The sequence below is a fragment of the Plebeiibacterium marinum genome, from assembly GCF_026013615.1.
Taxonomy (GTDB): domain Bacteria; phylum Bacteroidota; class Bacteroidia; order Bacteroidales; family Marinilabiliaceae; genus Saccharicrinis; species Saccharicrinis marinus_A.
In genome coordinates, this window is the sequence record NZ_JAPDPI010000012.1 from 82,270 (window position 1) to 99,098 (window position 16,829).

A 16,829-nucleotide genomic window follows, 5' to 3' on the forward strand; every position below is an offset into this window, starting at 1 on the left:
AAAAAGGTTAAAGGATAAAGGGAGAAAGGTGGGTGAAGACACGCGCGGCAGCTATAGAAAGAGGCAAAAAGGTTAAAGGTTAAAGGGAAAAAGGTGATTAAACATAGACATAAGGAGAAGGCGGTTTAAGACATTGATACTTGATACTTGATACTTGATACTTGATACTAAAAAAAATGAAAACAATATTTATCATACCCGGAGCAGGAGATTCATTTTACTGTGGAAATTGTTTTCGCGATAATTTGCAAGCTTCAGCATTAAAAAAGATGGGACATGAGGCCATAATCATGCCTCTGTATCTGCCTTTAAAAAATGAGGCTTTTAAAACTGACAGTCCACTGTTTTTCCCGGCTACTACCTATTATGTGGCACAAAAATTCTTTCAGAAAATAACCATGCCCGGGTGGATGAAGCGGTGGCTGGGATCTGATTCCATGCTTAGTTTTGCCTCCTCCATGTCAGAAACCACTTCGGCCAAAGGAATGGAGAAAATGACACTGTCGATGATAGATGGTGATAGTCCTGCTTTCCTAAATGAAGTAAATCAATTGATTAACTGGCTAAAACAGGAGAAACCGGATGTGGTGCACATATCTACCTCTTTGCTCATTGGCATTGCAAAAGCCATAAAACAGAAGATGGATATTCCGGTTGTTTGTTCGCTGTTAGATGAGGAAGTATGGATTGATTCTATGAAAAAATCCTATGCCGACCTCGCCTGGAAAAACATTGGCAAAAACCTGCAATTTGTAGATAAGCTGATAACTACCAGTAACTATTACAAAGCATATGCACAACAAAAAGTGCCTGAGATAGGAAATCTTGAAGTCATCTATCCAGGAATAAATCAGGAACAATACAAACCAGGAAAACCTTTACAAGACCCTGTTATTGGTTTTTTCTATCGCCTGAATCCCAAAAACGGATTGGATATTCTGGCCAAAGCCTATGTTGCCTTAAAAAACAAAAATACCATCCCCAACTTAAAACTTAAAATTGGAGGGGGATTTACAGCACAGGACAAAAAATTCATTGCTAAAGTAAAAGCTATCCTGAATCCATATATAGATGATGTGGAGTTTGTTGACTCCTACTCCATGTCGGATCATATTGGATTTTATCAATCCATATCAGTTCTTTCAGTACCACTTACCTTTAACGAAGGGATTGGCGTATACATCTGCGAGGCCTTTGCCTGTGGTATTCCGGCTGTTGAACCGGCAACAGGCTCCTTCCCCGAAGTAGTAGGCAAAGCTGGAGTTTTGTACGAGCCCAACCACCCTGATAAGTTAGCCGAGGCCTTAGAGAGCTTGCTGGGGGATGAAAATCGCTATCAACAGGCTAAGATAAATGCCTTGGAAAAAGCGTCGACTCTATTTAATGATGCTGTTATGGCAGAAAAGTTACTTAACATTTATAAATCGATATAAAATAAATAAACAAACAAAAAATAGATTACCTATGAAACTAACAAAAATTATTAGAAACACGACCTGTGTATTTGCATGCTGCTGCCTGTTTTTTACTAACACCGATGCACAAAACCAACAAGGATGGCGAGGGCCAAACAGGGATGGCATTTATCCAGACACCGGATTGTTAACAAAATGGGCAGAAACCGGTCCAAAACAACTTTGGGAAACCTTAGATGTGGGCAAAGGTTATTCGAGTCCTGTAATTGTTGACGACTACCTGTACATCACAGGCATGAACGAAGCCGAAGACAAAGAAATATTTTCAGCTTACACCTTAGATGGCAACAAGGAATATACCATTGAATATGGCTCACCCTGGAACAAATCATTTCCTGAAACAAGAACCACCCCTACAATTGTGGGCAATAAAGCATATGTAATCAGCGGAATGGGTGAAGTAGTTTGTATCAATATTAAAAAAGGTGAGATTATTTGGAAAGTTGACGGGGCGGCTCTTTTTGGTGCAAAAATGGGAACATGGGGCGTATCTGAATCACCCTTGGTAATTAACGATAAAGTGATTTTTACAGCTGGAGGAGAAAAATCCTCTATGGTTGCCCTAAATGCAAAAAACGGGGAAACCATATGGAAAAGCAAGGGCTTGGGTGATATTCGTAATTATGCTTCACCCCTGTTAATTGAACACAACGGCATACAACAGATTATTGGCATCACCGGCAATAGTGTTATTGGCGTTAACCCCGATAATGGCGATATTTTATGGACCTATAGCGACTGGGGACATGAGGCCGTAAAAAGGGGCTGGGAGAAAATAGCCCCCAATACACCCCTGTACAAAGACGGTAAGATCTTTGTTTGCAATGGTTACAACCTCAATTCTATCATGTTGCAACTTAGCGAAAATGCAGATACAGTTAGCGTTTTATGGAAAAACGATATATTGGATACGCATCATGGCGGATTTGTGTTGGTTGATAATACAATTTACGGATCGAACTGGCTCAACAATGCCAAAGGAAACTGGGTAGCAGTTGATTGGGAAACAGGAGAAACAAAATACGAAACCGCCTGGGAAGGCAAAGGTAAGGGATCCATCATCAGTGCAGATCATATGCTTTATTGCTACGACGAGAAAAAGGGCTACGTAGGCCTGGCTCCTGCCACACCTGACACTTTTAAGGTAGTTAGTGAGTTTAATATAACAAAAGGCGAAGGACCATTCTGGGCTCACCCGGTTATTCATAATGGGGTTTTATATGTACGCCACGGAAATGCCCTGATGGCCTACGATATTAAGTAGGAGTGTTTGGTTATTAGTTGTTAGCTATTGACTATTGGCTATTTGCTATTAAAAACTTATTATATTCTTTAAAACATGAACCACAGAGCCACCAAGATACGCAGAGCCTCTAATATTCTTTGTGATTCTTTGAATCCTTGGTGCCTTTGTGGTTTTAGTATTGTAAGGCTCAAAGTATAAGACAAGAAATCTTCATTCTCAAAACGAACACAATTGCCAGAATGAAGTTTTCTGGCTGAGACTAAATACTTATTTTTGAAGCGTAATAAATCATAAAACTAGGATTATTATTTATGAAATTTTTAAACAACTACAATCCATATAAATTAATAATCATAAGCCTGTTGGGATCAGCATTTATCGTATATCCCAACATTGCCTGGTTGCCCTGGAAGTTGGGTTACCTGGAAGGTCATGCACGCATAACCCACATTAACTTCTTTATTTTCAGATATATCTATTTCTCAATTTTAATAGGATTATTGGTTCATGTAAACCTAAGAAAAATAACAACCCTGGTTTTTGGCAACCGGTTTTTCCGGAATCTGATGATCTCTACTATTGCTTATCTGATATACCTCTCGGTTTCGTACTCCTTCTGCTCCCATGCTGATTGTTTTGGAAGCATACTGATTTTCCAGTTTATTGTAATGTGCTTTTTATGCTCCTTCGTGGGGCACGTATATTTCATGTACAAGGATCAGCATAAAAAAGACCTGGAGATTGAACAGTTAAAGGTTGAGAACCTTCAGAGTCGTTGCGATGCATTGGCCAACCAAATCAATCCGCATTTTTTCTTCAATTCTTTAAATAGCATAACCGCCCTTGTACGCAAAAAAAATGATACCAACACCTTAGAATTTGTCAATAAGCTATCGGATGTATTCAGGTATATCTTAAAAAGCGAAAAAAAAGGGTTGGTCTCATTGGGTGAAGAGCTACATTTTATTGAATCATTCAGGTATATGCTGGAAGTCCGTTTTGCCAATAAAATTGAATTTAAAATTGACATTAATGATAAGCAAAAAGAATTAAAGCTTCCCAGTCTGTCGCTTTTACCATTAATTGACAACATTGTTGTTCATAACACCATTGATAGTGAAAACAAAATGTTGGTGAGCATACGCATAAACGAAAAAGATGAACTGGAAGTAAGCAACCCTATCCATCCCAAACTATCACCCAATGTTACCAATGGCACAGGTTTAAAGAATCTGGAAAACCGTTTTCAGCTGTTAATGGACAAAAAAGTAATAGTTTTAAACGATGGCATCTCTTTTACAGTGTGTTTACCTTTAAAATATTAGGATATGAAAGTATTAATTGTAGAGGATGAAACCGTTGCTTTTGAAAATCTGGTTGAAATATTAAAAGAAATTGATGAAACCATAGATATTGCTGCCAATACCGAAGGTATCAGCCAAACAATAACATGGCTCAACAGCAATACATCTCCTGATTTAATATTGATGGACATCCACCTGTCTGATGGGAATGCTTTTGATATATTTCAGCACATTACAGTTGAAATCCCAATTATATTTATCACGGCTTATGATGAATATGCCATTGATGCTTTTAAGGTAAACAGCATCGATTACCTTTTAAAACCAATTAAGGTGGAGGATCTGAAAAAGGCGTTGGGAAAATTTAAAAAATGGTCGCGAACTGAGAAAGTACAGTATCTCTCTAATATGTCGGAACTGCACCCCCCGCAGAAATTTATGAAAAAGATGCTCATCCCTCACGAAAACCAACTGATACCGACAAACATTAAAGACATCAGCTTTTTTTACACCAGTGATAAAAATACTTTTGCTTTTTTAAAAAACGGCCAGCAATACCCCTATTCAAAAACACTGGAACAAATTGCATCTACACTAAATCCCAATGAATTTATCAGGGCCAATAAACAATACCTCATTTCACGGGACAGCATTGTTAATATCACCATTTGGTTCGACAACCGCCTACTTTTACAATTAGACATTGATACCCCTGAAAAAATATTTGTAAGTAAAAATAAAGCTGCCGAATTTAAAAACTGGATGGTGAATGAATGATTTCTTTTGCTATTAATTGTAAGTGACGTGCTATAATAGCTAATAAACACTTTTAATCTCTACCAATATAAAACCTTCACCTTAAACAGGTTAATGCTTTTTATAATTTTTATGACCGGATTAGGAAAACAATAGTCATACTAAGAGAAAAATAGTATATCTTGCGCTCCTATTAATAAAGCAAATGTCTTTAAAAACAAAAACTCATAAAGCAATCCTTCTATTGGAGTATTTCTTGATGTTCCTGTATATTTTTTCTGAGCTATAAAGCTTCCGTTCTATTTTATACACCCTTATTTATTTTAATTAACGGCATATATTGATATGCCATGTATTCTTCGTTTATAAAATATTAATGAAAGCTAAATATCAGTGGCTGAATTCATTATTAACAAATAACAAAAATGAATTTGCACAATTTCCTGAAATAAAATGGTTAAATCCCTATTTGGCAGATAATTACATACACCAAAGAAACCATCTTTTAAATAAGATGATTGATGCGCCACTTTTTAAGGCAACAAAACCGTATATCAACCATATTTCAAAAGGATGTCAAATATGCGGTTCAGGAAAATGGAGCTGCTTGTTTATTACAAACAAATGTAATGCAAGCTGCTTTTATTGCCCGGTACCACAAAAAAATGATGAAGTTCCATCAACACAGGGTCTGGATTTTAAAAACCCGCTTGATTATGCACATTACGTCAATAATTTTGGATTTGATGGGGTAAGTTTTAGCGGGGGTGAGCCTCTTTTATATTTCGACCGTACACTTGAATACCTGAAAATATTACGGCAAGAGTGTAAACCAGACTTGTATATCTGGATGTACACCAATGGGATTTTATCCGATAAATCGAAATTTATGGCCCTGGCTAATGAAAACCTGAACGAAATACGCTTTGATATAGGGGCTACTGGTTTCAGTTTAGATAAAATTAAGGCTGCAAAAGGTATTATCCCGGTAATAACCATTGAGATACCCTCCATCCCTGAAGAAAAGGACCGCCTAATTGCCATGATGCCCCAGATGGTAGAAGCAGGTGTGACCAACCTCAATTTACACCATTTAAGGTTGACCCAACATAATGTAAGTAAGCTAATCAAAAGAGATTATAACATCACAAGCGCAGAAAGGCCACTTGTTGTAGAGTCTGAAATTGCGGCACTTGAAATTATTAACGAAGCTCAAAACGCAGGACTGAAAATTGGTATTAATTACTGCTCGTTCCATTACAAGCACCGCTTCCAAAAGGCCGGTTACAGACGCATTATTGCAAAAAAAATATTTCCTGATGCCCAAATTACCGAGAATGGTTATATTCGAACATACAATGTGGATTCTATTGTATATCAGAGCATAAAACTATGTGCCGCGACTGAATGCCTGGATAACAAACATATTGAAATAAACGGAGTAAATTATGGTTATAAGGTTTCATCCTCTTTTACAGAAACCAATCTTTCTGATACTTACCGAAAACAGATTGATGAACTAATAAAAAATGAACCCGAAAACCCTCCAGCAGACATGCTTTTATATAAAATATACCAATTTGAATATATTGAAAGTGGATTGAGAGATTATTAAATCCCGGTTTATGTCAGTTTATGCAGAAAAGGCACGAGGGAGCTCTTGGGCTAACAGATAAAACCAGAAACTCATACTATTTTGACAACAAAATGAGCACTTGGTATAATGCCGATAGATTAATGACTGTGTTAAATGCGAAGCAAATTTAACGCTCGTGTCATTAACAAATCGGTATCACTAATCAATCACATAAATAACACACAAAACTCACACTAAACTCACTAAACAGTGAGTTTGGTGTGAAGAGGATATGGCTATAATATGTGATTCTTCAGAATCATTCACCTATCCATATCTATATAAACCCTTGTTTCAAAAGGCTATTTCATCCATTCAGGCTGATCTGCATCCTTGAGATAATAGTCGAAAAATGATTGTAACCTGTAGGTCCAGTCTTTTTGAGATGATAACTTATGTAAATCATGAGCCTGACCTTTATAATTGATTAACTAATGATTTGTTCCAAATAATAAAATTTTATATTGATTAAAATCACAAAGGCTTTATCTTTTGGAAAAGGGTAAGTAGCTTTTCATTAAACAGCTCTTTTACCAGCTCTTCTTTATCTGCAATAGGTTTAACGGGTATCAGATCAACAACCTCATTGTTATTGAGTTTTGAATGATACATTAGATCCAGTGCTGCCTTTAAACTTTCATAAACGGCATTTTTGCTTTCTTGTGCTGTCAGACCTATCTTTTGCCCTATTTGTTCCATCTCATTCCACTGAAACCAGAAATAAGTGGGTAACATGGCTGAAACAATGGCGTAGGCCTCTAATTTTTCCTCCTCTGTTTCAAAACAAGCACCTGTTACTTCCAGCATTTCAAAAAAATGTTTCCGGGTATCTATACTTATATCTTTTGAAAAACACACAGGATTAAACCCCTTGTTAATAAAGGAGGTTGCATTGGGTATAACACGGATAATATTTGTTGTATTCAGGAGTTGGGAAAGCTGCTTAATGGTAAACTTGGGAGCCAAAGAAACCACTGTAGTTCCATTTGAAACAACTTCGGCTATTTCGCTGCTTACTTCCTTTATTACTGGAGGGTGCAAAGCTATAAAAATAACATCTTGTTCTGATAATGATGATATCGATGGAAAGGTTTCAATATAAGGGTATTCCTGTTTCAGACGATCCAATGTTTCCTGGTTAATATCACATACTTTAACGGAAGTGTTGACAACATTTTTCATTGCCTGAAGAAAAATCCTGGTGATTCTACCTCCCCCTATAAAACCTAATGATGTTCGTTTCATAATTATAAGCCCATTATTTTATATCTAAAAAAATAAAGAACAATAAGTTACGAAAAATACAATGCTGATTAAGGTTTTTCAGGAGATTTTTTTATTGAATCAATTCAACCTTAATTTTTTTATCAGTTTGTTCTGTGATTTTTAAATTTGTACCATCTATAGCGGTCAATATTGCATCGCGAATACTCATCCTACCTTTGATTGCATTTACCTGGATACTTCCTGTTTTGGACAGGTCGGATTCTATAAAGCAGCCAATAGCATGGGCCAGAATCTGTGCTGTTTCATCGAAGCGCTGAGCAGGAATATCATAAGGAATTTCTGTAACAACCTCCAAACATCCACGGCCAACTATTGTATCCATATGATCTGCTGTTCTTTCACTTGAAGCCTCTACAGCTTCGGTTTCTACTGTTTTCTTGTTATTTGAATTAGGGTTACTACAGCTTATGAAAAGCGATGTAATAAATAAAAGGAGAGAGAACAATTTAATATTTTTCATCAGTATAATAATTTGTATCAAGATGCAAGTCTGGTATCAGGATTGATAAATTAAGTTATGAAAAAAGGGAATTCAAAACTTCAATTTCATCATCTCGCATGGTTAGTACTTAATCATGATAATTTCATTCCAATAAATCTATTATTTAATAACCTCATGAAACTCACCATAAAGAACAGTCTTATTCGTTCATAAGTACTTATCCTTATGGCTCGTTTCATATTATACACATTATTAATTGCTATTTAAATCAGACATTATTTAGCAGGATCCATGATGATCTTAACTACATTGCCATCGCTTACTATTTTTTGCGCAAATTCACGAACACGCTCTGGCGTAATATTTTTAATCACAGCCTCATAATCAGTATTCCAGTCTTCACCCCATGCGTTATAGTTTTGCATCAAAGTAAGCCAGACGCCATTATTTTTCATGGCATCCGGACGGGTTTTCAACCAGTACGAAAGGTTCTTGTCTACCTCGGCACGATTGGGCCCGTTTTCGGCCATCTTGCGTAATTCATCGTCAACAATCTGAGCCAACTCATCAGCCATTTCCGGGTTTGTTTTAAACGATACCGACATGGTGTAAGCCTGTACTGGCAAACGGGATAAACTGCCATTTACTGTAACCCCGTACGATCCTCCTTTATCTTCACGGATTGTTTCCAGATACCGGGTTTGCAGACATGAACTCAGCATAGCCATCAGTAGCGTATTTTCCTGATTGTATGCAATATCGCCTGTGTAATTATAAAATACGGTACTCTGTGGCGTTTGCATCGGAACCTCGAAGCGCTTTTTGGTTTCACCCTTGTGGGCTCTCACCATGTCGTCATGCCAGCTTAGCTTTTGCGTTCCAACCGGTAACGAACCAAGGTATTTCTCTACCCAAGGTTGTAGTTGATTAAGATCAATATCTCCAAGGAAATAAAAAGTGTAGTTTCCTGCAGCATCACAAAAAAACTGGTTGTAGATATCATCCATCCTGTCAAAATCAATGGCATCAAGCGTTTTAACTGTTGGTGGCTGGGTTCTGACATTATCTTCCTCGCCATATATAGCCACATTCATTTTTTCCTGAAAAATATAATCAACCGAAGTCTTTGTCAGCTCAATTTTTCTACGACTTGTCTGCATCATCCTATCAAATTTATCGCGACTCATTTTGGGATTGGTAAAATACAGGTAGGTCAGCTGCAGCATAGTCTCCACATCCGACTTGGCAGCACCACCACTGATTCCTGTTGAAAAGCGTGAGATGGTTGGTGTAGCCATGGCAACCTTTGTTCCAATTACCTTTTTTAAGTCAATAACATCAAAATCCCCTAATCCCGACATATTAATCAATGGAATTAAGTTTTGGGTTGTAAAATAATCAGCATCGTCAACCATAGAAAGGCCTCCATCAGCATAAGCACTCATTGACACCTGGCTTGGGCTGTAGTTTGTAGGCTTCACAAAAACTTTAATACCATTGTTAAGCGTCCACTCTGTTGAGCCATAAATCCCTTCTTCAGTTTTAACTACTTTCCCGGGAATAATACTTTCCTCATCAGAAATTAAAGGCTTATCAATAACCTTTATTTCGTAAGGTTTTAATTCTGTACCACGAACTTTGGCCATGATGGACGCCATCTGCTCTGTTGTGGGTACAACAAGGCCAACCTCTTCTGGCACCAATGTTACCAATACGTTATTTGATTGAGATAACAATACAGATAACAGCTCATTGACTTCTTCCAGCTTCATTTGGGACACAAGCAACTGAAGCACTGCCCATTCATGTTTAGCTGAAAGAACAGGCTTATTTTTTGAATAATGGTTGATACATTCCCAAACGTAACTTTCATTATCCCGCCTGGAAGCGTTCTCAAAGCCATACTTAGCAGACCTCAAAATACTGGTTTTGAAAGTTTCTAATTCCGGAGCCGTGAATCCATAACGACGAATGCGTTCCAACTCGGTATAAGCCGCTTCAAAAGCCAAAGGCAGGTTTTCTTTTGCCGATGAAACGTGTAAACCAACTGCTTCGGTAGTGGAACTGACAGGATTATTAACTAATTGTGCACCCCGAAACGGAGCAACTGCCTGAGCCATCTCTGTAAAACGCATATTTGCCATTGAAAGTGCCGCATTGAGCAACAAATCCATTTTATAAACACCAACCCGGTTGTTATACTCCACGGGAAAAGCTTCTCTCTTGATATAAAGGCTCGCACTTGATTCGGTAAATTCAGGATCAGTAATCACCGTCATTAACGGCTCTGTATTTCCGGGTATTGGGATGATTGCTTTAGGTTCGGGATTAGTCGGAGCCGGAATATCTGCCATCATGTTTTTAATTTTTTCCGCTACCTGCTCCACATCAATATCACCTACAATAATGATCGCTTGTAAATCGGGACGATACCACCTGTGATAGTAATCCCTTAGTTGCTGAGAGGAAAATGTTTTCAGGAACTCCTCAGTTCCCAACATATCACGATCCGCATACCGTGTATGATTGTAGAAGACAGGGGCTGCTTTTCGGCTGGCCCGGAATGAAGCATTATTTCGCTGGCGGCGCTCTTCGTTTATAACGCCTCTCTCCTTATCTATCTCTTCATCCTCTAGTGAAATAAAGTGCGACCAATCATGTAGGATCAGCAAAGTTGAATCGATAATTGACTCCCTTTTCAATGGGACTTGTGACAGCATATAATATGTCATCTCCATACCTGTTGCTGCATTTATGTTTGTACCAAACTGTAGCCCAACACTTTCAAGCCAGCTAATCATCGATTTGCCCGGAAAATTTTTAGTTCCGTTAAAAGCCATATGCTCAAGGAAGTGAGCCAGCCCGTCTTGAGAATCTTCTTCCTGAATAGACCCTACATTATGTAGAATATAGAAATCAGCCAAACCTTTCTGGCTTTCATTGTGGCGCAAATAATAGGTCAGTCCATTCTTCAATTTACCAACCTTTACTTCCGGATCAAACGGAAGTGTATCTGCCATATTTAATTGCTGGGCACACATTGATGTAACACCCAGGATCAGGGATACCATCCCTGCTATAATTCGTTTTATAATCATTGCATTTATTTCTTAATATTAACGGGTAGGAATAATGATGCAGGTAATTGTTTTACTGTACCTATCTTGTCCTGTACAGTTACCCTGGCATTTTGGGCTCCGTAGTGAAGAATGAGCTTGTCAATATTCGGGACCGTGTCGTTTACATTACTGATCTCATGCTTGCCTATTGCCGTTATAATATTACCCGGATCCAATTTAGCCCGGGCATCTTCACCCCAAACTGCCGCCACTCGCAATTGGCCATTATCCGGACCTGTCATCACAGGACGGTTATCAACCTTCCAGACAGCACCATCTTCATACACATCAAAGTGGTATCGGTTATTAGGATAGTCAATGGTTATTTTTCCCAGGTCAGTTATTTTAAAGCATAACAGCAGGTAACCAATACCACCGGTCATTACCGGGATACCATTAAACACATACCCACCAATATGCAGGTCGTTTAATTTTCCACGATAGAGCTTGTCCATTCCTGACAAACCGCCAACCATAGAACCGGTAGCACCACGGCCTTCGATTACGTTATTAATAATTCCGGCTCCTGTCCACTGTTCAAAACCTTCAACCGAAGGCAGGCTCACAGAAGCGGTCCCATTACCACTATCAAACAAAGCAGGCACATCGTAAAGTTCATCTTTACCTTGTAGTTTAATATTAAAAAGAGGTACGTTATTCCATAATTTCAGCGTTTCCCAACCCGTAATGGATGACTCCACCTGATTGGAAAGCGTAATTGATTTTTTCTTTGAATCGAATGTAACTACATAGTCAGCCAGAATATTCGCCCCAATAATACCATCCGCATCAAGTGTTGACAATATCACATTGTCGGCACTCATTACAATGGCCTCTTTTTTTGTTATCTCCAGACTTCCCAGGCTGGCATTTGAAATATTGGCAATAAACAAGTTGTCGCCAAGTCCCTGCATGGATTCCTGAGACTGTGCATATTCAAGTTTTTCGGCATTGACCAAACGATCCGACACACAAGTCTTTCCTGCACCGGTATCGAGCATAAACCGATAGGTATTTCCGCCAATAACAACATCAACTACAGGAACCCCATTCTCATCGCTGTATTTCAATTCGGTTTCTATACTATTTTGCGCAATAGAATGCGTAAAACCGATCAGCGATAATATGATGATTAGTAAATTTCTTTTCATAATTCATAAGTCTCTAAATAGATTTGCCTGAGACGCAAATTATACATCAATAAGTATTAATAACAGTATTGTTATTGTTGAACAGCAGCTTGTTCGTCCTGAATTAGCTTGACGTATTTTTCCATCTCTTTTTTAGCCTTTTGAGCAGGGCCATATTTCTTAGATGCCTCGTAAAGTCCTGCTTTTGCACCGTTCATTGTAGCACGCACTGAATACGATGTAAGATCATCACCAGAAGCATTGGTAATTAATTCGTCCAACCAGTTAACTCCAGCTTCTAAAGCTTCCTTATCGTCCATTTCTGCCAGAGATTTGATGAAGAACATAAAATACTGCCCATAAACCTGCGGGGGAAATAGCTGTTCATCTTTGACAACGTGCATCACATCCAACATCTTATTCCAATCGCCTTTGCGCGACAGCATAGAGGTGTTTAACCAAATGGCAGCCATATCTTTCCCAGGACCTTCTGCTTTCTCCAGATAATCAACAAAATCATTGTAACCTGTTGGATCAATAGCTGCCAGGTTTGGCGTTGTGGCATACTCTATAGCCCTGCTTAACATTGCATTAGCCAAAGTAATATCCACTACCATTTTTTGATTTTCGCCAGGAATGGCATAGAACTTTTCAATATGATCACGAACAGTAAGCAAAGTTTTCGACAATGGATCGTTTTCCCACTGCATGATTAGTGACCAAACGGTTGGAGTTGCCAATTGTTCCAGCGTCAAAGTATTCAGAAAATCTTTAGTCACCTTCTCAATTTCGTTTTTCATATCGGCGTCTTTCAGCAACTTAACTAACTGAAGCATGAAAACCGGTTCACGATCTCCTTTATTGTATCGATTGAGCATAGCCTGCAATCCGTTTTTCGGATCAGCAACCAGATTAGCACCATTTATCAGCCATTCCCCATCTCCTGAACCAACCATTTTATGCACCGGCTGCTCTGTTTCCGGATCAATAAAAAACAAAGTGGGCAACACGGTTACTTTCCAGCTTTGAGCCAACGCTTTTCCATCTTCATCCTTATCAACATTAAAACTAACATTAACAAACTTCTCGTTAAATAAAGTACCAACCTTCTCCTGTGTAAAAACCTCTTTAGCCAGCTTTTTACATGGACCACACCAATCAGCATAACAGTCCACAAAAATCAGTTTCTTTTCTTCTTTTGCCTTTTTAACAATCTTCTTCCACGATTTCGTCTCCTCGAAAACAATACCTGTGTTTTGTGAGAAAGCATGAGCTCCCAAAGCCACCAAAAGCGTTATTATGAATAATATTCGTTTCATGCATTTAAATTTTCTTCCAGTATATCGTTTCTGTAATCATTGGCACAGTGCATAGGATTATCTCAAAAGTTTAAAAACTTCCGTTAATTAAGGATTTATACCATAATCATATTTCCTATTGCCAGAAATACTATTGAGATAACCCCATACAACTACCATTATTTAGTCTCTGCAAACATTATTTAATCAACATAAAGTCTGCAAGAGCAGTACCGTAAGAAGATCCATAGTAATCTTTATCGGTAAGATATAACCGAATTCTACGAACCTTTTGTGTTTCCTTATCTTTATTCAGATAGATAATAGTTGTTTCACCATTACTGTCTCCCAGAGGAATATCTTCCGTAAAAGCCGCCTGTTGATACTGACCTCCTTCTGCTGCAATTTCAATCTGAATATAGTTAGGTACCAAAGAACTTGTAACCAAAGCAGACTGAACCACCTTGAAACCTCTAACATCCACCTCTTCCGGAAGGTCGATTTCAATTTGATGCACCAACAATTCAGAACCCATTAGTGGAGTCCAGGCTGTTGCGCTTTGTCCATCAAACAGGTTACTCAAATATGAATCATAGCCAGGTTGATCAGCCGGAGTTACCGAATAACTCCACGATGAAGTGCTTTCAATCAGGTCTACGGATGGTACAGTTGGGTTTCCTTCTTTCACAAACCAATCCGGAGCTTCATAGGAGGCCAAATAGTGTGCATTGTACTGATGAACATCCAATTGCAACTTATCATGAGCCACATTTAATACTGCCAGGCTTCGTTCCTTATCCGACAAAGTAGATTGTGCCGAATAATCTGATGCATAAGTAGCTGTCATATACCTGTTTTTCCCGAGGTAAACCGTTTTCAGATTTGGAAAATAGAGCAAATCCTCCAGCGAAGTCAGATCCTGATCCAGTTCCAAAACCTCTACATCTTCAATAGTGCCGGCATCCAGCTCAGTTACATTCAGATAATTCTGTACCTGCGTTGCAAAATCACTATTAAATGCCAAAACATCCAGGTTTAAGTTAACAACAGGAAACTCTATGCTAAATTCAGGATCATCCAGCGATTCGATCGATCCTGTTCGGTATACATTGACACTTTGGGTTAAGTCAATTCCCGGGATCAACAAGTACTTTTCCCCATCTGGCCAATACTCAGTCCCCAAACTTTCCTTTGTTAGCTGAATGCGTGTTTCTGTAGTTTCATTGGTTTTGTAATAACCGATTTCAACAGCCACAAGGTTGTCTTTCCACGAATCGAAAAACAGCAACAAATTGTCGTTCCCTACTTTAAATTGTTTGATAACCACCCTTGTAAAAGTAGAAAGCTCTTCATGATCGAAAGTAAAAGGGCGTGCATAAACTGTCGATGCCAACGAACTTGCTGTCACCTCAAGATCTTCATCATAGCTGATAGCACTTACCGAAAAACTATATTCGTAGTTTTCCAGTCCAGCAATCACACAACTTGTTGCATCCTTGTCAATAATAGTATCACGGCTTGTGTTATCATCCTGCCATTTAACCAGGATTGCATCTCTGGCAGCATCAATTTTATTTTCCCAGTTAAGCACAACCTCTTCCCAACCGGGAGTACCTTCCAGATAATAAGCTTTAGATAAATATCGGATCGGGCCATCCCCGGTATAATCCGAATAAGTATCCTCCAGGCTTTCGCAAGCTGAAAACAAGCCAACGAATAATGCTGGTAATATAATATATAAAAGATTTTTTCTCATCATCAGTTCTTTTTAGCAAATACTTCAATCTCGTGAAAGCTCACATAACCATCATTATTATGGAAATAGCTTGGCAACCATAAATTCTCATAAGTATCTAGTACTTCAATCCTGAAGTAACGATACTCGTTACCATCAAAATCAAGGGATACTGACAAATAGGCGGGATCAGCAGCCTCCATTGCAGCCAATGTCTGAATATCATAATTATAACCAGTTTCTTTATTTGTATACCACCTGTTTGCAGAGGCTGCATTTGGATCTTCATTATAATAACCAAGCTCTTTCCAGCTTCCGGTTTCTGCTGTGGGATCAGTACTTTCTACATAATCATTACATCCGTAAACCTTCACCTTGCAAGGTGCTTTGGTATAATAATCGTTGTTATAAATAGTCGGGTTCATCATGCGCCCGTGGCTCAAAAGAGCATATAAACGCAATTCCCCAACAATTGATTTTTCCTGAATATCAAGAACAAAATACATCTGATTGCCGTCCAGGTCTTGCATAGCCCTCGGACCTGCAATAAAGGTATATTGTGCCGGTGGCCATCCCAATGTAAAGTTTTCTAAGCGCTGCGAACCTTTGATATCCCCATCAAATAAATACTCTTTACCAAAGCGGACCGGATAAGATGGATTGTCGTCATTTTGATCTTCTATGGACAAACCAAAGGGATCAATCAGCTCAAAACCGGTATTCGGAAGTCTCACGCGAGAAAAAGACTCAACATTCTCCCATGTATTGCTTTGGGCTATCCGTTGATTATAATCTTCAGTAGTAATAATCACAGTGTTATAATCACTCTTCTGCGATTCATCCAAAGAATAGAATCGAGCATCACCACCAGCTTTTATCGGAAATGTTTCTACCAGAATACTATCACGCTCTTTAGTCACCGGATTGGTTCCCATAAAATAAACATTCGCAAAACCACTCACCAACTCAGGCGCTTCATAACTAACAGCAAAACCATCCCAATATGAATAAACCTCTGCGGCATCAAAAAATGAGTACACAGCCGAAGCTAAGGTATTAAAGGTAAGATCTACGGATGACGATGCGTTATCATTTTCATCCAGATAAGATACAAGGACATGGACGTTTTGATGGGGAGCATTAAACCCGGTTAGCATTAATGAATCGTTGGCAAAACTTGCCATCTTTACAATGTTATTGCCATACTGATCGTTATACTCAGCCTTAACGCGGTATATGCGAGGATCATCCAAAGTAAAACGCATAATTGCACCTCCCTCAACCGCATCAAACGAGATGGTATTCTGGTCGACCGTGATGTCGAGATAGCCTTTATCGTCTTTGCTACAGGAATAAAAACCTGCAACAATTAATATTAATAAGAATACTTTTTTCATGTGT

12 protein-coding genes are annotated in these 16,829 nt (G+C 38.6%); 5 read left to right on the forward strand and 7 right to left on the reverse strand.

The genetic code is table 11. The features are described from left to right. The first annotated feature begins 176 nt into the window (after nucleotides 1–176). The 5 genes from OM074_RS07775 to OM074_RS07795 all read left to right on the forward strand — a co-directional run bounded on the left by OM074_RS07775 (nucleotide 177) and on the right by OM074_RS07795 (nucleotide 6,396). Nucleotides 177–1,433, forward strand: coding sequence for a glycosyltransferase family 4 protein (locus OM074_RS07775; protein ID WP_301198895.1), 1,257 nt, complete (start codon nucleotides 177–179; stop codon nucleotides 1,431–1,433). 31 nt (nucleotides 1,434–1,464) lie between these two features. Beyond that, nucleotides 1,465–2,739 carry an outer membrane protein assembly factor BamB family protein gene (locus tag OM074_RS07780; RefSeq protein ID WP_301198896.1) on the forward strand — a complete coding sequence of 425 codons (1,275 nt, stop codon included), beginning with the start codon at nucleotides 1,465–1,467 and terminating at the stop codon, nucleotides 2,737–2,739. A 293-nt stretch (nucleotides 2,740–3,032) separates the two neighbouring features. Beyond that, nucleotides 3,033–4,046, forward strand: coding sequence for a sensor histidine kinase (locus OM074_RS07785; protein WP_301198897.1), 1,014 nt, complete (start codon nucleotides 3,033–3,035; stop codon nucleotides 4,044–4,046). A gap of 3 nt (nucleotides 4,047–4,049) precedes the next feature. After that, entirely contained in the window at nucleotides 4,050–4,802 is a 753-nt protein-coding gene (locus tag OM074_RS07790; protein WP_301198898.1) for a LytR/AlgR family response regulator transcription factor, read from the forward strand. Nucleotides 4,803–5,157: 355 nt separating this feature from the next. Then, the gene (locus OM074_RS07795) at nucleotides 5,158–6,396 is read left to right on the forward strand and encodes a radical SAM protein (RefSeq protein ID WP_301198899.1); all 1,239 of its coding nucleotides are present in this window, start codon (nucleotides 5,158–5,160) and stop codon (nucleotides 6,394–6,396) included. Nucleotides 6,397–6,891: 495 nt separating this feature from the next. Here the strand turns inward: OM074_RS07795 and OM074_RS07800 are convergent, their stop codons facing one another. The 7 genes from OM074_RS07800 to OM074_RS07830 all read right to left on the reverse strand — a co-directional run bounded on the left by OM074_RS07800 (nucleotide 6,892) and on the right by OM074_RS07830 (nucleotide 16,825). After that, the gene (locus OM074_RS07800; protein WP_301198900.1) at nucleotides 6,892–7,662 is read right to left on the reverse strand and encodes a pyrroline-5-carboxylate reductase family protein; all 771 of its coding nucleotides are present in this window, start codon (nucleotides 7,660–7,662) and stop codon (nucleotides 6,892–6,894) included. A gap of 91 nt (nucleotides 7,663–7,753) precedes the next feature. After that, nucleotides 7,754–8,164, reverse strand: coding sequence for a hypothetical protein (locus tag OM074_RS07805; protein ID WP_301198901.1), 411 nt, complete (start codon nucleotides 8,162–8,164; stop codon nucleotides 7,754–7,756). A gap of 257 nt (nucleotides 8,165–8,421) precedes the next feature. Continuing rightward, complete coding sequence (locus tag OM074_RS07810; protein ID WP_301198902.1) at nucleotides 8,422–11,244, reverse strand: M16 family metallopeptidase; 2,823 nt, start codon at nucleotides 11,242–11,244, stop codon at nucleotides 8,422–8,424. 5 nt (nucleotides 11,245–11,249) lie between these two features. Then, the gene (locus tag OM074_RS07815) at nucleotides 11,250–12,416 is read right to left on the reverse strand and encodes a retropepsin-like aspartic protease (protein WP_301198903.1); all 1,167 of its coding nucleotides are present in this window, start codon (nucleotides 12,414–12,416) and stop codon (nucleotides 11,250–11,252) included. 71 nt (nucleotides 12,417–12,487) lie between these two features. Beyond that, nucleotides 12,488–13,714, reverse strand: a complete 1,227-nt coding sequence (locus tag OM074_RS07820) for a thioredoxin family protein (RefSeq protein WP_301198904.1) — start codon at nucleotides 13,712–13,714, stop codon at nucleotides 12,488–12,490. A 178-nt stretch (nucleotides 13,715–13,892) separates the two neighbouring features. Then, entirely contained in the window at nucleotides 13,893–15,452 is a 1,560-nt protein-coding gene (locus OM074_RS07825; protein ID WP_301198905.1) for a DUF4998 domain-containing protein, read from the reverse strand. Then, nucleotides 15,452–16,825 carry a DUF4959 domain-containing protein gene (locus OM074_RS07830; RefSeq protein WP_301198906.1) on the reverse strand — a complete coding sequence of 458 codons (1,374 nt, stop codon included), beginning with the start codon at nucleotides 16,823–16,825 and terminating at the stop codon, nucleotides 15,452–15,454. Before OM074_RS07830 ends, OM074_RS07825 begins: the two co-directional genes overlap by 1 nt. Between the last annotated feature and the right edge of the window lie 4 nt (nucleotides 16,826–16,829).